At 60.8% G+C, this 23,848-nt stretch carries 22 protein-coding genes; 14 read left to right on the top strand and 8 right to left on the bottom strand.

What is annotated here, in order from left to right:
• Positions 1-6: 6 nt before the first annotated feature.
• The 5 genes from pdxH to dinG form a co-directional block, all read right to left on the bottom strand.
• Positions 7-654, bottom strand: a complete 648-nt coding sequence (gene pdxH / locus AACY08_RS11445) for a pyridoxamine 5'-phosphate oxidase (RefSeq protein ID WP_339469505.1) — start codon at positions 652-654, stop codon at positions 7-9.
• 27 nt (positions 655-681) lie between these two features.
• Positions 682-1,830, bottom strand: a complete 1,149-nt coding sequence (locus AACY08_RS11440; RefSeq protein WP_339469504.1) for an OmpA family protein — start codon at positions 1,828-1,830, stop codon at positions 682-684.
• Positions 1,831-1,973: 143 nt separating this feature from the next.
• Complete coding sequence (locus AACY08_RS11435; RefSeq protein ID WP_339469503.1) at positions 1,974-3,119, bottom strand: serine hydrolase domain-containing protein; 1,146 nt, start codon at positions 3,117-3,119, stop codon at positions 1,974-1,976.
• 82 nt (positions 3,120-3,201) lie between these two features.
• Positions 3,202-5,499, bottom strand: coding sequence for a beta-galactosidase (locus AACY08_RS11430; RefSeq protein ID WP_339469501.1), 2,298 nt, complete (start codon positions 5,497-5,499; stop codon positions 3,202-3,204).
• 88 nt (positions 5,500-5,587) lie between these two features.
• Entirely contained in the window at positions 5,588-7,732 is a 2,145-nt protein-coding gene (gene dinG, locus AACY08_RS11425; protein WP_339418082.1) for an ATP-dependent DNA helicase DinG, read from the bottom strand.
• A 99-nt stretch (positions 7,733-7,831) separates the two neighbouring features.
• Here dinG and AACY08_RS11420 point away from each other — a divergent pair, with 99 nt between their 5' ends.
• Positions 7,832-8,296 (top strand): CopD family protein, encoded by a 465-nt coding sequence (locus AACY08_RS11420; RefSeq protein WP_339469499.1) that lies wholly within the window; start codon positions 7,832-7,834, stop codon positions 8,294-8,296.
• Positions 8,297-8,415: 119 nt separating this feature from the next.
• Here the strand turns inward: AACY08_RS11420 and AACY08_RS11415 are convergent, their stop codons facing one another.
• Entirely contained in the window at positions 8,416-9,174 is a 759-nt protein-coding gene (locus AACY08_RS11415) for a collagen-like protein (protein WP_339469498.1), read from the bottom strand.
• A gap of 169 nt (positions 9,175-9,343) precedes the next feature.
• Complete coding sequence (locus tag AACY08_RS11410; RefSeq protein ID WP_065872411.1) at positions 9,344-10,039, bottom strand: OmpA family protein; 696 nt, start codon at positions 10,037-10,039, stop codon at positions 9,344-9,346.
• 190 nt (positions 10,040-10,229) lie between these two features.
• Here AACY08_RS11410 and AACY08_RS11405 point away from each other — a divergent pair, with 190 nt between their 5' ends.
• The 13 genes from AACY08_RS11405 to AACY08_RS11345 all read left to right on the top strand — a co-directional run bounded on the left by AACY08_RS11405 (position 10,230) and on the right by AACY08_RS11345 (position 22,684).
• Positions 10,230-10,727 (top strand): DUF6231 family protein, encoded by a 498-nt coding sequence (locus AACY08_RS11405; RefSeq protein ID WP_339469496.1) that lies wholly within the window; start codon positions 10,230-10,232, stop codon positions 10,725-10,727.
• A 4-nt stretch (positions 10,728-10,731) separates the two neighbouring features.
• Entirely contained in the window at positions 10,732-11,202 is a 471-nt protein-coding gene (locus AACY08_RS11400; protein ID WP_339418090.1) for a YchJ family protein, read from the top strand.
• A 19-nt stretch (positions 11,203-11,221) separates the two neighbouring features.
• Positions 11,222-11,704, top strand: coding sequence for an LEA type 2 family protein (locus tag AACY08_RS11395; protein WP_339469495.1), 483 nt, complete (start codon positions 11,222-11,224; stop codon positions 11,702-11,704).
• Positions 11,701-11,901: an SEC-C metal-binding domain-containing protein gene (locus AACY08_RS11390; protein WP_003189235.1), complete on the top strand. Its 201-nt coding sequence runs from the start codon at positions 11,701-11,703 to the stop codon at positions 11,899-11,901. The genes AACY08_RS11395 and AACY08_RS11390 overlap by 4 nt, the downstream gene beginning before the upstream one ends.
• 193 nt (positions 11,902-12,094) lie before the next feature.
• A complete protein-coding gene (locus AACY08_RS11385; RefSeq protein WP_339469493.1) occupies positions 12,095-12,739 on the top strand; it encodes a glutathione S-transferase N-terminal domain-containing protein in 645 nt (214 codons plus the stop codon).
• Positions 12,740-12,977: 238 nt separating this feature from the next.
• Entirely contained in the window at positions 12,978-15,419 is a 2,442-nt protein-coding gene (locus tag AACY08_RS11380) for a penicillin acylase family protein (protein WP_339469491.1), read from the top strand.
• A 140-nt stretch (positions 15,420-15,559) separates the two neighbouring features.
• Complete coding sequence (locus AACY08_RS11375) at positions 15,560-16,564, top strand: ligase-associated DNA damage response exonuclease (protein ID WP_339469490.1); 1,005 nt, start codon at positions 15,560-15,562, stop codon at positions 16,562-16,564.
• Positions 16,561-18,195 (top strand): ATP-dependent DNA ligase, encoded by a 1,635-nt coding sequence (locus tag AACY08_RS11370; RefSeq protein WP_339469489.1) that lies wholly within the window; start codon positions 16,561-16,563, stop codon positions 18,193-18,195. The genes AACY08_RS11375 and AACY08_RS11370 overlap by 4 nt, the downstream gene beginning before the upstream one ends.
• 311 nt (positions 18,196-18,506) lie before the next feature.
• Entirely contained in the window at positions 18,507-19,286 is a 780-nt protein-coding gene (locus AACY08_RS11365; protein ID WP_339469488.1) for a transporter substrate-binding domain-containing protein, read from the top strand.
• A gap of 56 nt (positions 19,287-19,342) precedes the next feature.
• Positions 19,343-20,071 (top strand): ABC transporter permease, encoded by a 729-nt coding sequence (locus tag AACY08_RS11360; protein WP_339435899.1) that lies wholly within the window; start codon positions 19,343-19,345, stop codon positions 20,069-20,071.
• Complete coding sequence (locus AACY08_RS11355) at positions 20,068-20,778, top strand: ABC transporter permease (RefSeq protein WP_065872420.1); 711 nt, start codon at positions 20,068-20,070, stop codon at positions 20,776-20,778. Before AACY08_RS11360 ends, AACY08_RS11355 begins: the two co-directional genes overlap by 4 nt.
• Before the next feature lie 9 nt (positions 20,779-20,787).
• The gene (locus AACY08_RS11350; RefSeq protein WP_339469487.1) at positions 20,788-21,906 is read left to right on the top strand and encodes a succinylglutamate desuccinylase/aspartoacylase family protein; all 1,119 of its coding nucleotides are present in this window, start codon (positions 20,788-20,790) and stop codon (positions 21,904-21,906) included.
• 13 nt (positions 21,907-21,919) lie between these two features.
• On the top strand, positions 21,920-22,684 hold the full coding sequence (locus tag AACY08_RS11345) for an ABC transporter ATP-binding protein (protein WP_339418106.1): 765 nt from the start codon (positions 21,920-21,922) through the stop codon (positions 22,682-22,684).
• On the opposite strand, the gene AACY08_RS11340 is transcribed toward AACY08_RS11345, so the two are convergent.
• Positions 22,677-23,825, bottom strand: coding sequence for a sensor histidine kinase (locus AACY08_RS11340; protein ID WP_339469486.1), 1,149 nt, complete (start codon positions 23,823-23,825; stop codon positions 22,677-22,679). The two genes, AACY08_RS11345 and AACY08_RS11340, sit on opposite strands and share 8 nt — an antisense overlap.
• Between the last annotated feature and the right edge of the window lie 23 nt (positions 23,826-23,848).

Raw genomic sequence — 23,848 nt, 5'->3', positions numbered from 1 at the left:
TGCGGCTCAGGGCGCCAGGCGTTCGCGGGTCCAGTCGGCCCCTTGCAAGCGATAGTTCAAGCGGTCATGCAAGCGGCTGGAGCGACCTTGCCAGAACTCGATGCGCTCCGGCAGCAAACGATAGCCACCCCAGTGCTCGGGGCAATCGGGTTGGGAATCGCTGAAGCGTTGTTCGGTGGCCTTGAGCAGGTCCTGCAGTTCTTCGCGGTCACGGATGACCTGGCTCTGCGGGGACGCCCAGGCACCCAGGCGGCTGCCCAGCGGGCGGACCTGATAATAAGCGTCCGACTCCTCAGGCGTGACCTTGACCACCCTCCCCTCGATGCGCACTTGGCGTTCGAGGGTCGGCCAGAAAAAGGTCATGGCCGCAAACGGTCGAGCCGCGAGCTGTTCGCCCTTGGCACTCTGATAATTGGTGAAGAAGGTAAAGCCCTGCGCATCCAGGCCCTTGAGCAACAGGATGCGGCAGTGCGGGCGACCGTCCTGGTCGACCGTGGCCAAGGTCATGGCATTGGCTTCCACCGGGGGCTGCTCGGTTGTCACCGCGTCAGCAAACCACTCGTGGAACAACGCAAACGGCTCGCTCGGGGCCTGGGCCTCGCTCAAACCATCCCGTGTGTAGTCACGGCGCATATCGGCCAGTGCCTGGGTCATGCGGCTTTATCCTTCTGGTTCAACAGATCAGTTTTTCGCCTGGTCGTTTGCCGGTGCAGCGGCCTTGGCTTTGGCTGGAGCAGGCTTTTTGGCAGCAGGCTTAGCCGGTGCTTTTTTAGCGGCTGGCTTGGCAGCGGCTTTCTTGGCGGCTGTAGCCTTCTTGGCCGGAGCTTTGGCAGCCGGGGCCGGGGCTGGAACGTTGTGTACTGCAACCATTTCAGCCACCGGTGGAGTCTTGCCCGACTGATACTTGCTCAGCAAAGCCAGCATGGTGGTGCGCTGGGTAAACATGATTTCCATACGACGGTTCAGTGCGCGACCCTGAGTGCTGTCGTTGGCGGCACGTGGCATCATGTCGCCCATGCCGCGCAGCATCAGGCGGTCTTGCTTGAGGCCGCTGAGGCTGAAGATCGAGGCGATGGATTGTGCACGTTCCTTGGTCAGCGCCTGGCTGGCCGGGGCGGTGCCGGTGGCATCGACGTGGCCCAATACCAGTACGGCGGTCTTTGGATCGGCTTCAACGGCCTTGGCAACGCGAGTGAACGGGCCGAGGGTGACGGGCAGCAGCATCGCTGGGCGTTTCGGGTTGTAGGAGCCGTCTACCGGTGCAATCACCACCAGCACATTGTCACGACGCTCCAGTTGCAGGTTGCTGTCCTTGATGGCGGCGCGCAGGCGTGGCTCATAGTCGTCCAGCCAGGCCTGAGTGATTTTCGGGTCGGGCATTGGTACGTTGGTCACGTCGACCTTGGCCAATGGCTTAGGTTTGCTTTCGAAAGGCCACCACCATTTGGTGTCGGTCTTGGCGACGACTGGGGCGGCGGCAGGTGCTGGCTCCGCGGCCTTGAGGTCGGCTTTCAGGTCAGCCTTGGCATCGGCAGCCTTTTCGTCGGCGCTTTTGAACGAGAACGGCCACCAGCTGGAGCCGGTGTCAGCCTTTGCAGTTGGCGCTGGGGCTTGCGCAGCAGCAGCGGCCGCTACCGGTGCTGCAGGCTTGGCGCCCGCAGCGGGCTTGGCATCCGGCTTGACGTCGGTTTGGGTCACTGCGTCCTTGGTAGCGGCCTTATCAGATCCAAATGACCACCAATGCCCGCCCTCGGCATCATTTTGTGGAGTTTGTGCGCAGCCGGTAATAGTGAGGCACAGCGCCAGTGCCAAGGACTTGTTCGATAACATGAGATATCCACAAAATGAGAAAAGAAACGGGGGTCTGGGTGACCCGTTAAACAGACGCTTACAGAACATTAAAGTTACATCATTTCGTTCAGCGTCTTCTTATAGTTGCCTTTGTAACAAAAAAACGTGAAACAGCAAGGGGTTTACAGACAACCGGCCAATATTCCGACCAACTTCTGTGCCCGCGGGTCCATTAGTACATAAGGCCCCAATGTATTAGTCACGAAACCAAACGCTACATCATGCTCGGGATCGGCAAACCCGACCGAGCCACCCGCGCCGGGATGCCCGAAAGCACGCGGGCCAAGGCCGAAGGTGGCGTTGGGCAACTGCGGTTGGTCCAACATGCAGCCCAGGCCAAAACGGGTTTGTGTCAATAATGTTTTATCCGGCCCGATACTGTGTTCACGGGTCAATTGTTCAAGCATGTCGGCTTCCAGCAAACTACCGTCCAACAATCCACTATAAAAACCCGCCAGGCTACGTGCATTACCGTGACCATTTGCCGCTGGCTGCTGCATACGCCGCCATTCGGGTTTATTAGTGCTGGTCAGAATAGACGGAGGATTGGCAAAAGCACGTGTAGTCATGGCCTCAGGTTCACGCATCATTACTTGCAGTAAACGTTGTGCGGCCTCATCGCCCATATTGCCTTTGCTGCGCGCTATATGTGCAACGCGATAAAACTCTTCATCGGCCAAGCCCACATGAAAGTCCAGCCCCAATGGCCGTGCAACCCGCGCCACGATGGACTCTCCCGGCCCGCGCCCATCGGCGCGACGCAGCAATTCACCCACCAACCAGCCGTAGGTGATCGCCTCGTACCCATGGCCTTGGCCCGGCGTCCACCACGGTGCTTCGGCCGCCAGTGTGCCGACCATCAGTTGCCAATCGTACAGGGCTTCAGTAGGCAGCATCTGGCGGATCGCCGGCAACCCCGCCTGGTGGCAGAGCAACTGGCGCAGGGTGATGGCTTCTTTGCCTGACGCCGCAAATTCCGGCCAGTAGTTGGCGACCGGTGCATCCAGTTGCAATTTGCCTTCAGCCACCAGTTGCAGGGCGGTAACGGCGGTAAAGGTCTTGGTGCAGGAAAACAAGTTGACGATCGTATCGCTGTGCCAGGCCTCGCTACCGTCCTTGTCGGCGGTACCGGCCCACAGGTCGACGACGGTTTCACCGCCGATCTGGATGCAGAGCCCGGCCCCGCGCTCTTGCGGGTCATCGAACAACGCGGCAAAGGCTTCACGTACCGCTTCGAACTGGAGTTCGTAATGACCCTGGATCTGCACCTGAACACCCTCGGACAACACAGCAAAAAGTGGCCGACATTGTTCCAGCCCTTGTGGGTTTTGTGAACCCGTCAGCACTCAATCAATGACCATTTCCGGAGTGCCCACCGGCATGCCCGGCGCCCTGCACCGGGCCTTTGCCTTCGTGCCCGGCTCTGCCCCCTTCGCTTTCACGCACGGCGCCGGCCGCCTTGGCCTTTTCTGCCTCTTTGCCGAGTTGATCGACCGCCGCCAGGTTACTTTTGCGCACGCTTTCAACAAAACCCTGGAACGGTACGTCGGTGATACCCACCAGGCCAAAGTGGCCATTTTCACCGTCGAGCAATCGACCGGTCACCGGCTGGTCCAGGTACTGGAACCAATGCACGCCGACAATCGACGGCTCGGCCATGGCCTGCTTCAAGAAGTTGCCGTAAGCCGCGCCACGGTCTTCTTCCTTGGCCAACTGCGTCACGCCGCCCCAGAACGGCCCACGGTCGGCCGAGCCGAAGTTGAATTCGGTGATCAGCACCGGTTTGTCCAGCGCACGCAACGCGGCAAAGTCATAGCCGTCCTGCGGCTTAAGCGTGTACATATTGAAGCTCAGCACATCGCAATACTGCGCGCAGGAGGCCACGGCTTCCGGCGTGCTGACCGCATAACGGCCACCCAACAGCAGTTGGTTGGGGGCGTGCCATTTCAGCGAGTCGGAGATGGTCTTGAAGTAGGCATCCGCAAACGTCTTCTGGAAGTATTGGAAGTCAGCTTCGATTTCCGGGTGCTCAGGGTTGGGAATCGGCGGTTCGAAGCCCGGGTCTTCCATCAATTCCCAGCCCTTCAACTCGATGCCCCAGGCTTTCGACAGGCCTCCTTCGTTACGGTATTTGTCACGCAGTTGTTTGAGGAAGGCGCGCTTGGCCGGTACGTCGGTGGTCATGCGCAAGGTGCCGTAGGCCAAGGCGTAGCGGGATTTAGCATCATCGCCGGGACCGGCCCAGGCCAGTTCGTTGTCGGCAAAGAAACCGACCAACCACGGGTCGTTACGGTGATCGCGGGCGGCGATAGCCACGGCGCGTTCGGTGGCCATGGCGAAACGCGGGTCGAACGGGTCGGGCATGCCACCCCACCAGTCGGTGCCGGTGCTGATGCTGGCGTAGTCACCGACGATCGACAGCGGCAAGGTGTAGGGCACACGATTGGCAGTGGTCAAATCCTCGTCGCTCCAGTTGCCTACGGTGTTGAAACCCCAGGCTTGCAGGCGGTCGAGGGTATGGGTGACCCAGCGTTTTTGGTCGAAACCGTCACCGCCATACGTGCGTTGCAAGTTGGCGCCGTAAAAGTCATACCAACGACCGGCACCAAAGCTACGCCCTTCGCCTGCACCGTTACCGGTACGGTTGTCGCCGCTGCCGTAGTACTTGTCGAAGGGTTCGCCACCTTTAGGCAACGCCGCGAACATCCATTCACGCCCGGCCACATAAGTCTGGCTGTTGTCCGGGGCCACAGTATTGACGCCCAAGGAGTAGAACGGATGCCCCTCCGGCGTCACCAGGTACCAGCGGCCGTCGCGTTTTTCGGTGCGGAAAAACCCGCTGGCGTCGAACGCCGGGCCTTTGTTCCAGCCGCCGTACTGGTCCAGGGCGGACTTATCCCGCGTGGCCAGCCAGCCCTGAAGTTGCTGTTGCTCCTTGGCCGCGGCGGCTTTGAGTTGCCCGTCGCCGCTGACTTTTTCCGGCCAGCGCGCCCGGGTGGATTGACCATAGGCATCCACCAACTCGCTGTAGGCCGCCTTCAACACCGGCTCGCTGTCCTGCACGCCAAAGCGCTCCAGCAAGATGCTCTGGGCGGCGTTAGGCTTGAGCATTGACAAGGTCACCGAAACCACCTGGCTGCGGTCAATTTCACCCACGCTGCTGGCCAGCAATACGCGCTGGCCGTCCACGGTGATCGGCATCGGCGGGCCAGCCTTCATGCCCTGGCTCAACGGCGAATTGGCTTGCAGCGGGATCAGCAAGGTCTGGGCCGGACCGGCTGGCAAGTCAATGCGACTGACCAGGGTGCGGCCATCGCTGCTCTGCACCTTGACATAGAGGGTCAACGCCCAGTCCATCGCACTCTGGATACGCAAGCTCATGGCGCTCGATTGCGACCAGTCCCAGGCGCCGCTTTGCGGGCTGAGCACCAGGCTCGGTTCGACCGCCGGGTTGAAGGTGATGCGGCGCAGCACTTCGCCTTCGGCGGTCTGTTCGGCGTTGTATTGCGGCAGGCTGGCGTCCTGGGTCGCCACCTTGACCACATCGGCAGGCCGGACGAAATTGAACAGCGTTTGTTGCCCCGCAGGCGCAGCCATCAAGGGCGCTGTAAACAGCAGGGCAAAAAGAGCGGGCAGCGTGCGAATCATACGAGCAAGGTTCTCCCAGGCGACCGGTGAATGGCCTGATGACATAATTGAGATAGACCACGAAGTGGGCGAATCCGCCCACGGTGGCTCAAGAAATTTCGCGCCTGAACGGCGGCAAGGCATTAAGGATAGCCTTGCCATAGCGTTGGGTGACCAAACGGCGGTCGAGCAAGGTGATGGTGCCCCGGTCTTCTTCGGTACGCAGCAAACGACCGCAGGCCTGGACCAGCTTCAAGGAAGCATCCGGCACCGAGATTTCCATGAACGGATTACCACCCCGTGCTTCGATCCATTCGGCCAGCGCCGCCTCGACCGGATCATCCGGCACCGAGAACGGGATCTTGGCGATCACCACGTGTTCGCAGTAGGCACCGGGCAAGTCCACACCCTCGGCGAAACTCGCCAGGCCGAACAGCACGCTGGAGTCTCCACCGTCGACCCGCGCCTTGTGCTTGTTCAGGGTTTCCTGCTTGGACAGGTTGCCCTGGATAAACACTTGCTTGCGCCAGTCACGGTCGAGGCCGTCGAACACGTCCTGCATCTGCTTGCGCGACGAGAACAGCACCAGGGTGCCCCGCGAGCCTTCTACCAGCTCCGGCAGGTCGCGGATGATCGCGGCCGTGTGGGCGGGTGCATCCCGCGGGTCGGCCTTGAGGTCCGGCACCCGCAACACACCCGCGTCGGCGTGATGGAACGGGCTTGGCACTACCGCCGTAACCGCTTTTTTTGGCAGGCCGGCACGCATGCGGAAGCGATCAAAAGTACCCAGTGCGGTCAGCGTGGCCGAGGTCACCAGGCAGCCGTAGGCCACGTTCCAGAGGTTGCGCCGCAGCATTTCGGCCGCCAGGATCGGGCTGGCGTTGACCTCGATATCAAACAGTGCCCCGCTTTCGGACAGGGTCAGCCAGCGGGCCATGGGCGGGTTGTCTTCCGGGTCTTCGACGGTGAAGGCGGTCCACAACTCCCAGTTGCCTTGGGAACGGGAAAGCAGACTGCCGAACAGCGGGTACCATTCTTCGGCCTGGTTGCTGGCGATGCCAATGTTGACCTCGCCGTCCATGCCTTCCTTGAGCAGGTCAGTAAGGCGGGTGAACAGGTCGGTCAGGCGCGAGAAGCCCTTCTTTAACTCGATGCCCATTTCACGCATGTGTTCGGGGATCAACCCACCGACGAAACGATGACGGGGTCGCTCACGGCCCTCGACGTCTTCACCGGGCTTGAAGTCAGCCACCTGTTCGCAGGCGCTGAACATGAATTGCTGTTGGGTCTTGATCTCCCTCGCCAGCTCCGGCACTTGTTCGATCAGCTTGCCCAGGTCGCCGGGCAGCGGGTGCTGGGCCAGCAACTTGGTGAGGTTCTTCGCAGTGGTTTCAAGCCAGTCGGCGGTGGAGCGCAGCCGCGTGTAGTGGGCGAAGTGGCCGATGGCCTTGTCGGGCAGGTGATGACCTTCGTCGAACACATAGAGGGTGTCGCGCGGGTCAGGCAGCACGGCGCCACCGCCCAGGGCCAGGTCGGCCAGGACCATGTCGTGGTTAGTGACGATGACATCGACCTTGCCCATGCCTTCGCGCGCTTTGTAGAAAGCGCACTGGCCGAAGTTGGGGCAATGGCGGTTGGTGCACTGGCTGTGGTCGGTGGTCAGGCGTGCCCAGTCGGCGTCTTCCAGCGCGGTGGGCCAGCTGTCGCGGTCGCCGTCCCATTTATTACCGGCCAGCTTCTCGATCATGCTGGTGAACAGCTTCTGGCTGACTTCATCCACTTCGATCTTGAAGCCTTCTTCTTCAAACAGCGACGCCGTGGCGGTTTGCGCGTGGCCTTCCTGCAACAGCACGTCGAGCTTGGACAGGCACATGTAGCGGCCACGGCCCTTGGCCAGGGCGAAGGTGAAGTTCAGGCCGCTGTTGCGCATCAGGTCAGGCAGGTCTTTGTAGACGATCTGCTCTTGCAGGGCGACGGTCGCGGTGGCAATCACCAAGCGTTTGCCGGCAGCCTTGGCGGTAGGAATCGCAGCCAGGCTGTAGGCCACGGTCTTGCCGGTACCGGTGCCGGCCTCGACGGCCACGATCGCCGGGTCGCCACTGCGCCGGCCTTCGTCGTCGGTGTCGATATCCCCGAGGACCTTGGCCACTTCGGCGATCATCAGGCGCTGGCCGTAGCGCGGCTTCAAGCGCTTGGCTTCGAGAAAACGCGTGTAGGCGCCCTGGATCGTAGTTTTGAGTTCAGTGCTGATCATGGATAGTCGGGCGCAAAAAACGCTGGATAAATTTTCAGTGGTTCGGATCGGCCGCTATCATACCCCGCTAATTAATCCCGCGCAGAACGGAGTACCTCAATGACTGTGTTTAGCCTCGTTTATACCCTGCATGTACTGGCTGCCCTGATCTGGGTCGGCGGCATGTTTTTCGCCTGGATGATCCTGCGCCCCGCCGCTGTGGCGGCGCTTGAGGGCCCTGCCCGGCTCAAATTATGGACGAATGTGTTTCAACGTTTTTTCGTGTGGGTGTGGGTCGCGGTGGCGGTTTTGCCGATCAGCGGCGTAGGCCTGTTGCAGTTGCGCTTCAGCGGGTTTGAGACGGCACCGCGCTATGTGCAGGTGATGATGGGGTTGTATCTGGTGATGACGGCGCTGTTTATACGTATCCAGGCGTTGAAGCTTCCGGAATTGCGCACGGCAGTGGCGGCTGAAGATTGGCCCGCAGGTGCGGCGGTACTGGGTCAGATTCGCCGGTTGGTGGGGATTAACTTGATCGTGGGGCTGGTGGTGGTAGCGATTGCTTCGGCTCGGCCAATGTTCTAAGGGTGTGCTTTAGGGCTTCTTCGCGGGCAAGCCCGCTCCCACAGTTGACCGAGTTCCAACATGAGAATGCGGTCGAATGTGGGAGCGGGCTTGCCCGCGAAGACGTCAGCCCAAACGACTCACAGCCGCTGAATAGTCAGAGCGCCAGCAGGCCCCGTCGGCCCAGGCTGCCCTTCCAACCCTGGGCGGCCCTTCTCGCCGCCATCAGCGCGGTACACCACACAGCCTTTGGATTGCCCGCCTTTGCCGGGTTTACCCGCCGTGCCCGCTAAACCACCGGCGCCACCGTCAACCCAGACCTTGATCTGCTCAGCCGGAAAACTCTGCGGCAATTCGACCCGCACCTGTGCACCCGCTGCTCCCGGAAGGCCATCCCCGCCGTTATCACCATTGAAGCCCCGGCCCGCCGAACCCCAGGTGCAACCTGGGTCTTCACCGTTGGCACCGTCCAGCCCGGCATAACCCTGGGCACCGGCGCCACCACGGGCGTCTACCGAGAGTTCTTCAGCGTTCAGCGAATTCATGCGCAAGATCAAATCACGCCCAGCCTTGGCCGGCTTTTCATGGGTACCGGGAGCACCGCGCGAGGTGATCTGGCTGCCGTGATCCAACTGCGCATGGCGCACCTGCAATTGCAACGCGGTGCCGCCGGGCACGATGGCGATACGGGCGTCACGCCCCAGGTGCAGTTCATCCACCGTGACTTGGCTGATGGTGGAAGGAACCAGCAAGGTGCCGTAGTCCGCCACGTCCAGGCGCTCCAGTTGCAACACGCTGGTGCTGCTGGGCAGGCGCATCAACGAGTTGGTTTCAACACTGACGCTTTGCGCCAGGGCAACGGGGCTGACCAACACGGCCAACAGTAAAACCTTACGCATATGAAGCTCCCCGGAATTATTACAAAAGCTATTTCAACTTATTCTTTGGACGCACAGTAACGACTTCTACCGGCGTTTTGCCAGTGAAGGATAAAAAAAGTTAATAAAGGGGAGACTTCAGCGAAAGTTGCCAGCAATGCCCCTGTGGAACCCACAGGGGCAAGAGCCGTCAGCGGTTGATCTGGATTTCCGTACGGCGGTTCAAGGCACGGCCTTCAGCGGTTTTATTGTCAGCCACCGGCTGGCTCTCACCCGCACCCGTCACCGCCACGAAGGCGCTGCGAGGCACACCCGAGCCGACCAGGTAATCCGTCACCGAATGCGCGCGCTTATCCGAGAGCCGTTGGTTGTAGGCGTCTTTGCCCACGCTGTCGGTATGGCCGGTGACACGCAGTTGAGCGCTTGGGGCTTCCTGTTTCAGGCGGGTGGCGATGATGTCGAGCTTGGTTTTATCCGCCGCAGTCAGCCTGGCCGAGTCGAATTCAAAGTGCACATCGCGAATCACGATGGTTTCTTCCTTGACCACCACGACCTCCTCAACCACGGCCGCTGGCGGCGCAGGCGGGCACCCATCGGCATTTACCTGCACGCCTTTTGGCGTGCCCGGGCACTTGTCGCGGCTGTCTGGCACGCCATCGCCGTCTTCGTCCCCATCGCCGTGCACCCAGCAATAGGCGCCGGCCATGCCACCGATCAGCAACGCACCATAGCCTGCATAGGCCGAGCTTTCAGTGGCACCGATCGCCGCGCCGGTCACACCGCCAACGGCGGCGCAGGTGGGCCAGTCGGTTTTTTGCAAACCTGCGCAACCTGTCAATACTCCGGTTAGCAGAACCAAGGGTAGAGCTGTCCGCATGATGCTCATCTGATTTCTCCTGAGGGGATCGGCGGGGGCCGATGGGTGGAGTAAAGACGGCTCTTTTCATCTTCGCCACTGCGCCGCCCCCCTGTATTCATTGAGGTTCGTTGCTACTGTCGGACTTTTCGCTGCCGCCCGCTCTAGGCCCGCACGCTCAGCCGCGCTAGTCTCTACGGTCCTGATGTGAGGATCTCTGATGACCGCTGGTATTTCTGCTCGTACACCCCAGCAAGCCTTGGCCGCCTTGCTTGATCTGCACCCGCCAAAACGCCTGTTGCTGTTGGGCGCCAGCCAGTTCCCGGCGCTGGAGGCTTTTAAAAAGGCGCACCCGGATACCCAGGTGTCTGTCGCGGCACCGGGAGCCTTGCCGGCGGAGCTTGCCGCACAGCGGTTTGACCTGGCGCTGGTGGTGGACTGCCTGGAGCACCTGTCAAAACCACAAGGCCTGACGCTGCTGGGCGGCATCCGCAACCTCAATGCCAGCCGCATTGCGGTACTGGTGGACCTGGGCGCCTGTGACTGGAAGGACACCGACTTCTTCTCCCTGGCCCTGCAGGCTGGTGAGCGTTTCCAGCGTGATGAGCAGGTTCTGACGCTGTTTACCTATGATCTGCTTGACTATAAACAAGTACCGGACTGGCTCAACGCCCGCTTTTGGGCCAACCCGGAAAACTTCGGAAAGTACTGGTGGTAACCCGATGAGCACACCCATTTGCCCCTGCGGCAGTGGCAACCTGCTGGATGCCTGCTGCGGCCATTATCACGCCGGGCACCCGGCACCTTGCGCCAGCGCGCTGATGCGCTCGCGCTACAGCGCCTACGTGCTGGGCCTGGTGGACTATCTGGTCGCCACCACCCTGCCCGCCCAACAGCCGGACCTGGACCGCAATGCCATCGGCGCCTGGAGCGCACAGAGCACCTGGCTCGGCCTTGAAGTGGAAAGCTGCGAGGTGTTTGGCGGCCAGCCGGAACACGCCTTTGTGACCTTCACCGCACGCTGGCATGACAGCACCGGCGAACATAGCCACCGCGAGCAATCCTCTTTCGTACAGAATGACGGGCGCTGGTACTTCATCGACCCGACAGTGCAAGTGAAGGCCGGACGCAACGATCCGTGCCTGTGCGGCAGTGGGCAGAAATTCAAGAAGTGTTGTTCCAGCTATCTCTAGCCACCACAGGACTCACGCCATGCTCCGGATGTACAGCTTGATGCTGGCGTTAACCCTTGGTCTGAGCGGCTGCGCGTCGTGGTTCGAAGACGACTCACCGCCGCCGCACGTGTCCCTGGTGAAAGTCGAAGTGGTGCGCGCCAAGCTGCTGGAGCAGAAGTTCAAGCTGTTCTTTCGCGTGGACAACCGTGACGACGCCGACCTGACCGTGCGCGGCCTGATCTACAAGGTCAGCCTGGGCGACTTCGTGTTGACCGAGGGCGAGTCCGACGAGTGGCTAACCGTACCGCCGCGCAGTCATAAGTTTTTCCGGGTGTCGGTACGCACCAACCTCTGGCCGCAGATCCGTGATGTGGTGCAGATGCTGAAAAACCCCAACAAGCCTGTGCCGTATCGCCTGGAAGGTGAGTTGAAAACCGGATTATTCATCGGTTATGACGTGCAGGTGAACCACAATGGCGAGATAATCCCCGGCGATTTTATTCCGGAGCGACATCGATGACTCAGCAACCCCATGTCCATGGTCCTGACTGCAACCATGATCACGATCACCATGATCACGACCACGGCCATGTCCACGGCCCGAACTGCGGCCACGCTCACCAGGAGCCTGTGCGCAATGCGTTGAAGGACGTGGGTCGCAATGACCCTTGCCCGTGCGGCAGCGAGAAGAAATTCAAGAAGTGCCACGGGGCGTAAGCCACGCTGAAGATCCAAATGTGGGAGCGGCGGTGCGACGATTTGACTTGCGCGCTCCCACATTGGGTGGGTGGATGGGGCCGTATAAATTGCTTCTAAGATTATGCGCAAATGTTTCATTGAATTTTTGCGCACTGAACATCACCTATACCTACAGGCATCCGCTCAAGCATTCCCCTTTTTGGAGAGCTTCATGATCGACCTGTATTACTGGACCACCCCCAACGGTCACAAAATATCGCTGTTCCTGGAAGAAGCCGGTCTCCCCTACGAGGTGCACCCGATCAATATCGGCCAGGGCGAACAGTTCAAGCCTGACTTCCTGAAGATAGCCCCCAACAACCGAATTCCGGCGATCGTCGATCAGAACCCTGCCGACGGCGGCGCGCCGATTTCGCTGTTTGAATCCGGTGCAATCCTGCTGTACCTCGCGGAAAAAACTGGCCGGTTCATTCCAAAAGACCTGCGCGGTCGCCAGGAAGCTTTGCAATGGCTGTTCTGGCAAATGGGCGGATTGGGGCCAATGGCCGGTCAGAATCATCACTTCAGCCAGTTCGCGCCGGAGAAGATTCCCTACGCAATCAAGCGTTATATAGATGAGACCGCCCGGCTTTACGGCGTGCTGGACCGGCGCTTGGCGGATCGGCCGTTCGTGGCAGGCGACGCCTACAGCATCGCGGATATGGCGATCTACCCGTGGATTGTTTCCCACAAGTGGCAGAGCCAGCGGTTGGAAGATTTCCCACACCTGCTGCGCTGGTTCAACAGCATCAAGGAACGGCCGGCGACGGTCCGCGCCTATGAACTGGTGCAGAAGATCAACCCGCCCAAATCCTGATCTTAAGTCGCACTCAATCAAAATGTGTGGGGTTGCTCGCGAAAGCGGTGTATCAGTCGGTACGTGTGTGACTGACCGACCGCCTTCGCGACCAAGTCGAATCGTCACACCGCAGCGCTCACATTGGTCTGCGCAAGACTCAAGATCTCACGCTTTCCCCAAACTCCCGCTTGCGTCGTTTCGCCGCGCTCACTAACGTAGCGCCTTTACTGACGCTACCCCCCGCAGGAGCTTTGCCATGGCCTCGCCAGCCCTCTCACATTTTCTTCCCCGGTTCGGCGTTGCCGCGGCAGTGGCCAGTGCGTTGAGCCTGGCCGGTTGCCAGCTCCAGAACACCCAGGACACCCTGCCGCCAGTCGCCGGTGTGCTGCCGATCAAAGGCCTGGCTCAAAACGTTTCCGTGCGTCGCAATGCCCAGGGCATGCCGCTGATCGAAAGCAATACCTTCCATGACGCGCTGTTCAGCCTCGGTTACGTGCACGCCAGCGATCGCATCACCCAGATGGTCACCCTGCGCCTGCTGGCCCAGGGTCGCTTGGCGGAAATGGCGGGTGCTGAAGTGCTGGACGTCGACCGTTTCATGCGTGCGGTCAACCTGAAAAAAAGTGCCGGCGAGCTGTATAACGCTTCGTCGCCGCGCCTCAAACGCTTCTTTGAAGTGTATGCCCGTGGCGTCAACGCCTACCTGTTCCGCTACCGCGACAAGCTACCGCCAGACCTGGCCCAGACTGGCTACAAGCCGGAATACTGGAAGCCGGAAGATTCGGCGCTGCTGTTCTGCCTGCTGAATTTCAGCGAGTCGGCCAACCTGCAGGAAGAAATTTCATCCCTGGTGCTGGCGCAGAAAGTCGGCGTCGACAAACTCGCCTGGCTGACCCCAAGCGCGCCGGATGAAGCGGTCCCGCTGGCCGAAGCCGAGAAACTCAAGGCTGTGAGCCTGGGCCAGATCACCGGCCTGGCAGGGCTGGACGCGGTCAGCCAGCAACTGAGTCACCTCAACTCACTGGCGGTCACCACCTCGAGCAACTGGGCAATCGGTCCGCAACGCAGCCGCAGCGGCAGAAGCCTGTTGGCCAACGACCTCGCCGCCCAGCCGCAAGCCCCGTCGCCATGGAGCTACGTGCAGATCCGTGCACCTAAATACCAGGCCGTGGGCGCCTCGATTGCCGGCTTGCCGACGCTGCTGTCCGGCTTCAACGGCAAGGTCGCGTGGAGCATGAGCACGGTCAAGGGCGACACTCAGGACCTGTTCCTGGAAAAGGTCAAACGCCAGGGCAACGCGTTGTACTACGAGAACAACGGAAAATGGCTACCGGCAGGTGTGCGTAACGAAACCTTCTTCGTGAAAGGCCAGCGCTCGATTCGTGAAGTGGTGTACGAAACCCGCCACGGTGCCCTGCTCAACAGCAGCCAGGCGCTGACCACCGGCCTGGGCCTGGCCCTGCACACCGCCGACTTCAAGGACGACAAGAGCCTGGATGCGTTCTTCGACCTGTCGCGCGCGCAAAACGCCGCCAAGGCCTCGGACGCAACCCGCGAGATTCGCGCCATTGCGCTGAACATGGTCTTCGCCGACGCCAGCCATATTGGCTGGCAAGTCACCGGCCGCTTCCCCAACCGTCGCGAAGGCGAAGGTTTGCTGCCGTCGCCGGGCTGGGACACGCGTTTCGACTGGGACGGTTACGCCGACGCGATGTTGCACCCCTATGACCAGGACCCGGCCCAAGGCTGGGTCGGCACTGCCAACCAGCGCACCGCGCCACGCGGTTATGGCATGCAGTTGTCCAATTCCTGGGACGCCCCGGAACGTAGCGAGCGCCTGGCGCAGTTGGCCAATGCCGGCAAGCATGACAGCCGCAGCATGATCGCCATGCAATACGACCAGACCACCACGTTTGCTGCCAAGCTAAAGACCATGTTCCAGGCCCCAGGCATGGCCCAGCCACTGAAACAGGCGATCGATGCGTTGCCGGCGGCTGAGCAGGTCAAGGCGCGGGAAGCACTGAATCGCTTGATGGCCTTCGATGGTCGACTGGTAGCAACGTCCGCCGACGCCGCGATCTACGAACTGTTCCTGCAGGAAAGCACCCGTCAGATCTTCCTCGACGAACTCGGCCCGGAAAACAGCACCAGTTGGAAGGCTTTCGTCAGCAATGCCAGCCTGTCCTACGCCGCCCAGGCCGATCACTTGCTGGGCCGCGAAGACAGCCCATTCTGGGACGACGTGCGCACCCCGCAGAAAGAAGACAAACCTTTGATCCTCGCCCGCAGCCTGGCCGCGGCGATCAGCGCCGGTGACAGCCAACTGGGTACCGATCACAAGGCCTGGCAGTGGGGCAAGCTGCACACGACCACCTGGAAAAACACCAATGGCCAGGTGATTCGTGGCCCACTGGCGTCCGGCGGCGACCACAACACCTTGAACCCGGCACCGTACAACTGGGGCCAGGATTTCACCACCACCCAAGTGCCGGCGCTGCGCATGATTGTCGATTTCGGCCAGGTGGAACCGATGATGGGCCAGGGTGGCATCGGCCAGTCCGGCAACCCGGCCAGCCCGAACTATGCCAATGGCATCGACCCGTCGCTCAAGGCGCAATACCTGAGTTTCCCGATGCAGCCGCAGAACTTTGAGAAGGTGTATGGGAAAACAAGGTTGACCCTGACGCCGGGTAAATAACCCGGGGCCTTACTGAAGAACCCGGACCAGAATGTGGGCGCTGGCAAGCCAGCGCCCACATTTGTTCTGTATACATTCCGATAGAACTTCTGCGTTCAGCCCCGCCTCATAAGTAACAAGCCCACTTCCCCGGTCATTCCATGGACCTCGTCATCGCCCGCCCCGAAGGCCTTTATTGCCCCGCCGGAGATTTCTACATCGACCCCTGGCGCCCGGTGGAACGTTCGGTGATCACCCACGCCCACGGCGACCATGCCCGCACCGGCAACCAGCGCTACCTGGCGGCGGCTCCCGGCGAAGGCATCCTGCGCTCGCGGCTGGGCCAGGACATCAACCTGCAAACCCTGGCCTACGGCGAACAACTGGTCCATCACGGCGTCACCCTGAGCTTCCACCCGGCCGGGCATGTATTGGGATCGGCCCAAGTGCGCCTGGAATATCAAGGCAAAGTCTGGGTCGCATCCGGCGATTACAAAGTCGAGCCCGACGGCACCTGCACCCCCTTCGAACCGGTGCGTTGCCATACCTTCATCACCGAATCCACCTTCGGCCTGCCGATCTACCGATGGCAGCCCCAGGCGCAGATTTTTGCCGGGATCAACGATTGGTGGAAGGCGAACATCGCAGCCGGCAAGGCCAGCGTGTTGTTCTGTTATTCCTTTGGCAAAGCCCAGCGAATCCTGCATGGGATCGACGCCAGCATCGGCCCGATCCTCAGCCATGGCGCGGTCGAACCGCTGAACCGGGTGTACCGCGAGGCCGGGATCTACATCCCCGAAACCCTGTATGCCGGTGACTTCAAAAAGACCGACCCGTTGTTGCGCCAGGCCTTGATCATCGCCCCCCCCTCCGCCGGCGGCAGCAGTTGGATAAAGCGCTTTGGCGACTATAGCGATGCCTTCGCCAGCGGCTGGATGCGCCTGCGCGGTACCCGTCGGCGGCGGGGGGTGGATCGAGGTTTTGTGCTGTCAGACCACGCCGACTGGCCCGGCTTGTTGTGGGCCATCGAGCAAACCGGCGCCGAACGGGTGATGGTCACCCACGGCTCTGTCGGTGTATTGGTGCGACATCTGCGGGAAAAAGGTCTGGATGCCCAAGGCTTCACCACTGAATACGGCGATGACGAAGAGGAGGCCAGCGCATGAAGGCCTTCGCCGAGCTGTACGCCAACCTCGACGCCACCACCTCCAGCAACGCCAAGCTTGCTGCACTGCAAGCCTACTTTCTGCAAGCGCCACCGGCCGATGCCGCCTGGGCGGTGTACTTTCTGTCCGGGGGGCGCCCTCGCCAGTTGGTCCCCACGCGCCTACTGCGGGACATGGCCACCGAAGCGTCGGGCATCGAGCCGTGGCTGTTCGAAGAGAGCTACCAGTCGGTGGGTGACTTGGCGGAGACGATTTCCCTGCTGTTACCGGAATCCACCTACACCTCAGAGGATGGCCTCGCAGTGTGGCTGGAGGAAAAACTCCTGCCCCTGCGTGGCTTGCCTCCGTTGGAATTGGCTGAGCGCCTACCGGCGTTATGGGCGCAACTGGATCAGCCCAGCCTGATGGTGTGCATCAAGTTGATCACCGGCAGTTTTCGCGTGGGCGTGTCCAAGTTGCTGGTCACGCGAGCCCTCGCTGCGATGGCCGACCTCGACAGCAAGCGCGTGGCGCAGCGGCTGGTGGGCTACACGGACTTGTCCAACCGTCCTACGCCTGAGGGCTACCTCAAGCTGATCGCCGCTGAATCTTCCGACGAGCATGCGCAAAGGGGTGGGCAGCCCTATCCGTTTTTCCTCGCCCACGGTTTGGCGCAACCGGTGGAGCAGTTCGACACCCTGCTGGGCTCGCCCGCCAACTGGCAGGTGGAATGGAAGTGGGATGGCATCCGTGCGCAACTGGTGAAACGTGAGGGCCGCCTGTGGATCTGGTCCCGGGGTGAAGAACTGGTCACCGAGCGTTTCCCTGAACTTCACAGCCTGGTCAGTGGCTTGCCCGATGGCACCGTAATCGACGGCGAAATCGTGGTATGGAAAGACGCGGTGCAACCCTTCGCCTTGCTGCAACAGCGGATCGGCCGCAAGACCCTGAGCAAAAAAGTACTTGAGGATGCCCCGGTCGCGGTCCTGGCCTACGACCTGCTGGAACATCAGGGCGACGACTGGCGCAACCACACTCAGGCTGAGCGCCGCGCGCAACTTGAGCAGGTGATTGCCCAGTGCAACCAATCCTTGTTGCAGGCATCACCCTTGCTGACTGGGAGCAGTTGGCAGGACCTCGCCGAACAACGCGAAGCCTCTCGCAGCCTGGGCGTGGAAGGCATGATGCTCAAGGATCGCAAAGGTCTCTACGGCGTGGGCCGCACCAAGGATATGGGTCTATGGTGGAAGTGGAAGGTGGACCCGTTCAGCATCGACGCGGTGTTGATCTATGCCCAGCGCGGTCATGGTCGACGCGCCAGCTTGTATAGCGACTACACCTTTGCGGTGTGGGACGGGCCGCCCGGTACCGAACGCACGCTGGTGCCGTTTGCCAAGGCGTATTCAGGGTTGACCGATGAGGAAATGCGCAAGGTCGACGCGATCGTGCGCAAGACCACGGTGGAGAAGTTCGGGCCGGTGAGCAGTGTGACGCCGAGCATGGTGTTTGAGCTGGGGTTTGAGGGGATTGCCCTTTCCAAGCGGCATAAAAGCGGGATTGCGGTGAGATTTCCGCGGATGTTGCGCTGGCGACAGGATAAGCAGGTGGAAGAAGCCGACAACCTCGCCACCCTGCAAGACCTACTGACCTGAACACAAAACCCTGTGGGAGCTGGCTTGCCTGCGATGACGGCGGGTCAGCCAGTCCATCAGTAATGGACCCACCGCTATCGCAGGCAAGCCTGCCCCCACCTTTTTGACCAGCGCCAGTTCCAAGATGGTGCGCGGATTTTTTGGTGCCCATTTCCGGGCATCTCCTACACTAAAACTTCCCTTGTCCCACCTTTTAAAACGCTCATTCGGAACTATGGTGCAGAAATTGCTACCAGTGATCCGTCTGACACCGTTCAGTAACAGTCCTAAACGCGCCACAAGCGCTTATCTTGGTTTCCAGGGATTACATAATGAAAAAAGCATTGCTGACCCTTTCTGCACTGGCTCTGTGCATGGCCGCCGGTACCGCGCTGGCCAAGGAATACAAGGAACTGCGTTTTGGTGTCGATCCGTCCTACGCACCGTTTGAATCCAAGGCCGCCGACGGCAGCCTGGTCGGCTTCGATATCGATCTGGGCAATGCGATCTGCGCCGAGCTGAAAGTGAAATGCAAGTGGGTCGAAAGTGACTTCGACGGCATGATTCCAGGCCTGAAAGCGAAAAAATTCGACGGCGTGATTTCGTCCATGACCGTGACCCCGGTGCGTGAAAAGGCCATCGACTTCTCTAACGAGCTGTTCTCCGGCCCAACCTCGCTGGTGTTCAAGAAGGGGGCTGGCTTCTCGACGCCCGAGTCCCTCAAGGGTAAATCCGTGGGCTACGAGCAAGGCACCATCCAGGAAGCCTACGCCAAGGCTGTATTGGATAAAGCCGGTGTGACCACCAAGGCCTACGCCAACCAGGACCAAGTGTATGCCGACCTGACCTCCGGCCGTCTCGACGCTTCCGTGCAGGACATGCTGCAAGCCGAACTGGGCTTTTTGAAGTCGCCAGCCGGTGCAGGCTACGAAGTCAGCGCCGCCATTGACGACCCACTGCTGCCGTCGAAAACCGCCATCGGTATCAAAAAAGGTAACACTGAACTGAAGGCGCTTTTGGATAAAGGTATCAAAGCGTTACACGATGATGGCACCTACGCCACCATCCAGAAGAAACACTTTGGCGATCTGAACCTGTACAGCGGCAAATAATGCCTGGAGCGCCCTTCCCTGGAAGGGCGCTTTTTTATCGCCATAGGTCCTGATTTATGTTCGAAGAACTGTTGCAAACCCTCGGACTGAGCGCGCTCAGCTTGAAGGGTTTCGGCCCGCTGTTGCTGCAAGGCACGTGGATGACGATCAAGTTGTCGGTGCTGTCCCTGGCCGTCAGTATCGTGCTCGGCTTGCTCGGTGCCAGCGCCAAATTGTCCAGCCTGCCCTTTTTGCGCATCCCCGCCCAGCTTTACACCACGCTGATTCGCGGCGTACCCGACTTGGTCCTGATGCTGCTGGTTTTTTACAGCCTGCAAACCTGGCTCACCGGTTTCACTGACTTCATGGAATGGGAATACATCGAGATCGACCCATTCAGCGCCGGGGTGATCACCCTGGGCTTTATCTACGGTGCTTATTTCACCGAAACCTTTCGCGGCGCGATCCTCGCCGTGCCCCGTGGCCAACTGGAAGCCGCCACGGCCTACGGCCTCAAGCGCGGGCAACGGTTTCGCTACGTGACCTTCCCGCAGATGATGCGCTTTGCGCTGCCGGGTATCGGCAACAACTGGATGGTGATGCTCAAGGCCACGGCGCTGGTGTCGATCATAGGCCTGGCCGACTTGGTCAAGGCTGCCCAGGACGCGGGCAAGAGCACCTATCAGTTGTTCTACTTCCTGGTGCTCGCCGCGTTGATCTACCTGATGATCACCAGCGCGTCCAACTTCGTCTTGCGTCGCCTTGAACGGCGCTACTCCGCAGGCGCCCGGGAGGCAGTGCGATGATCGAACTCTTGCAGGAATACTGGCGCCCCTTCCTTTATAGCGACGGCCAGCACATCACCGGTCTGGCCATGACGATGTGGCTGCTCAGCGCCGCGCTGGTCATCGGCTTTCTGGTGTCGATTCCGCTGTCCATTGCGCGTGTCTCGCGCAATCGTGCCGTGCGTTGGCCGGTGCAGTTCTACACCTACCTGTTCCGGGGCACGCCGCTCTATATCCAGTTGCTGATCTGCTACACCGGCATCTACAGCATCGCCGCCGTGCGCGAGCAACCGCTGCTGGACGCGTTCTTTCGCGATGCGATGAACTGCACCATCCTGGCCTTCGCCCTCAACACCTGCGCCTACACCACGGAGATTTTCGCCGGGGCGATCCGCAGCATGGCCCATGGCGAAGTCGAAGCGGCCAAGGCCTATGGCTTGAGCGGCTGGAAGCTGTACGCCTACGTGATCATGCCGTCCGCGCTGCGTCGCTCGCTGCCTTACTACAGTAATGAAGTGATCCTGATGCTGCACTCGACCACGGTGGCTTTCACCGCGACGATTCCAGACATCCTCAAAGTGGCGCGGGACGCCAACTCGGCCACCTTCATGACCTTTCAATCATTCGGTATCGCTGCGCTGATCTACCTGACCGTGACCTTCGCGCTGGTCGGTCTGTTTCGTCTGGCGGAGCGCCGCTGGCTGGCGTTTCTCGGGCCGAGCCATTAAGGAGTGTGTATGCGTCACCAGGTTCATGAACTGATCGCGCCAGTGCCAGGTACGGCGCGGCAGATTCACAGTTTTCACTTCGGCCCGGAGCAGGCCGAGGGCAAGATTTACATCCAGTCGTCGCTGCACGCCGATGAGCTGCCGGGCATGCTGGTGGCCTGGCACCTCAAAGTGCAATTGGCGAAGCTGGCCGCGGCCGGTCGCCTGCGCAGCGAGATCGTGCTGGTGCCCATCGCCAACCCGGTGGGCCTGGAACAGGTGTTGATGGATATTCCGCTGGGTCGCTATGAGCTGGAGAGCGGGCAGAACTTCAATCGCCTGTTTGTGGACCTCAGTGAAGCCGTCGGCAACCAGGTCGAAGATGTGCTCGGGGATGATCCTCGGCACAACGTCGAACTGATCCGCGCCGCGCTGTCCACCGCCCTCGCCGCGCAAAATGCCGACACCCAGCTGCAATCCCAGCGCCTGGTGCTGCAACGCCTGGCCTGTGACGCCGACATAGTGCTGGACCTGCATTGCGATTTCGAAGCCGTGGCGCACTTGTACACCACGCCCGAGGCCTGGCCGAAGGTGGAACCGCTGGCGCGGTATATCGGTTCGGAGGCCAATTTGCTCGCGACCGACTCCGGTGGGCAATCCTTCGATGAGTGTTTCACCTTGGTCTGGTGGCAATTGCAGCAACGCTTCGGCGAGCGCTTCCCGATCCCCATGGGCAGTTTTTCGGTGACCGTCGAACTGCGCGGGCAAGGCGACGTCAACCACGGCCTGGCCAGCCTCGACTGCCAGGCAATCATCGACTACCTGATTCACTTCGGCGCCATTACCGGTGATGCGGCACCGCTGCCCGACCTGCCCTACCCGGCCACACCGCTGGCCGGCGTTGAACCGGTGGCGACGCCAGTGGGTGGCCTGCTGGTGTTCAGCGCCCTGCCCGGTGAATACCTGGAAGCCGGGCAACTGATCGCCGAAATCATCGACCCCATTTCCGACCGCGTAACGCCGGTGCACTGCCAGAAGGCCGGCCTGCTTTACGCCCGTTCGCTACGCCGCATGGCCACTGCCGGGATGGTCATCGGCCATGTCGCAGGCACCGAGGCCTACCGCAGCGGCTATCTACTTTCGCCTTGAGGATGCACGCCCCATGTACAAATTGACCGTTGAAGGCCTGCATAAAAGCTATGGCGACAATCAGGTGCTCAAAGGTGTTTCGCTCAAGGCCAACACCGGTGACGTGATCAGCCTGATCGGCGCCAGCGGCTCGGGCAAGAGCACCTTTTTGCGCTGCATCAACTTCCTGGAAACCCCCAACGACGGCGCCATGACCCTGGACGGCCAGTCGATTCGCATGGTCAGCGATCGCCACGGCATGCGCGTGGCCGACGACGCCGAACTGCAGCGCCTGCGCACGCGCCTGGCGATGGTGTTCCAGCACTTCAACCTGTGGAGCCACATGAGCGTGCTGGAAAACATCACCATGGCCCCGCGCCGGGTGCTGGGTTGCAGCAAGAAAGACGCCGAAGACCGCGCCCGTCGCTACCTCGACAAGGTAGGGTTGCCGGCGCGTGTGGCCGATCAATACCCGGCGTTCCTGTCCGGCGGCCAGCAGCAACGGGTCGCCATCGCCCGCGCCTTGGCCATGGAACCCGAGGTGATGCTGTTCGACGAACCCACCTCGGCCCTCGATCCGGAACTGGTGGGCGAAGTGCTCAAGGTGATCCAGGGCCTGGCCGAGGAAGGCCGCACCATGATCATGGTGACCCACGAGATGAGCTTTGCACGCAAGGTGTCGAGCCAGGTGCTGTTCCTGCACAAGGGCCTGGTGGAAGAGCAAGGTGCGCCTGAGGATGTGCTGGGCAATCCCAAGAGTGAGCGCTTGCAGCAGTTTCTAAGTGGCAATCTCAAGTGAAGCAGATACGCGCATGAAACGTATGGCGTGTGCGTCGGGTTTCAAGGCGCCAGCCTGCCTGCGTGCAGGCACGCGAGACGATTTCCAGGCCAAAGCCGAACCCCGGCGACACGCGCTGTTCCACACGGTTATTGATGATCACCAGTTGCTGCTCAGTGAGGACAACCCGGACTTTGCCGGCGCCATGCTGAACAGCGTTGCCCAGCAGGTTCTGCACCACACTGCGGGCTATCGCCTCATTGGTCTGCACGCAGATCGTTGATGCTCCAGTCAGCACCCGCGCATCAGCCGCGAGAGGGAAAAGCAGCTGGTATTTTTCGATCTGCTCGGCGACGACGGCGGACAGGTCAATCGCCGCATGGGGCAATTGACGCGGTTCACGGGCCAGGGACAAAAACAGCTCAATGGTCATTTTCATTCCGGACAACGCGCCTTCCATGCGTAGCAGGCTGCGTGCCGATTTTTCGGCGTTGCAGCCGGGCAAACGCAGGATCGCCAGGCTGTTGTTCAAGATACCCAAGGGGGTGCGTAGCTCGTGGCTCACGTGCCGGGTAAATGCCTGCTCGCGCAGCAGCGCGGCATTTTGCTGGGTCACCAGAGCCGACAGCGTACGGCTCAACGTGCCGATTTCATCCTGGCGCTCGAACCCGCTGAATCTGCACGGCCCACGCGGTTCAGAGGCCACGTCCTCCACCAATTGGCTGACGGGTCGGGCAATGGCCCGGGCAATCGCGATGGCCAGGATCGTACCCAGGATCAGGATCAATCCGGCCACCGCGCACAACAGCCCGAAAATCCGAGCGCCGTAGCCTTCGGTCTGGCTGAGTTCAGACTCGTTCAGCACCAGTATCAGCCACTGTGACGCACCCGGTACGACACTTACGAACACATGGACATCCTCTCCCTCCAGTTCATGGTGACCGGCTGGCAATTGGCGCATGACGGCCGGAACTTCAGCGTCCCCTGACCAGTAGCCTTGCAGGTAAATGCTGTTGGGCATCGCTGTCGCTGCCCCCTGCAGGCTATGCCGTTCCTTGAACGCCTGTGCCTCAAGCTTCAAATAGCTGGCAATGATGTTGTCCTCTGTCACGTTGACAGTGGCCCAGATCAGCACGCTGTAGAACAACGTGATGGTTGCCATGAACGGCAGCAGTGCAGAGAGGA

This window comes from Pseudomonas sp. EL_65y_Pfl1_R83, from assembly GCF_963970695.1.
Classification (GTDB): Bacteria; Pseudomonadota; Gammaproteobacteria; order Pseudomonadales; family Pseudomonadaceae; genus Aquipseudomonas; species Aquipseudomonas tritici.
The sequence above is the reverse complement of the archived record's forward strand: the minus strand, read 5'-3'. Positions and strand labels throughout refer to the sequence as shown.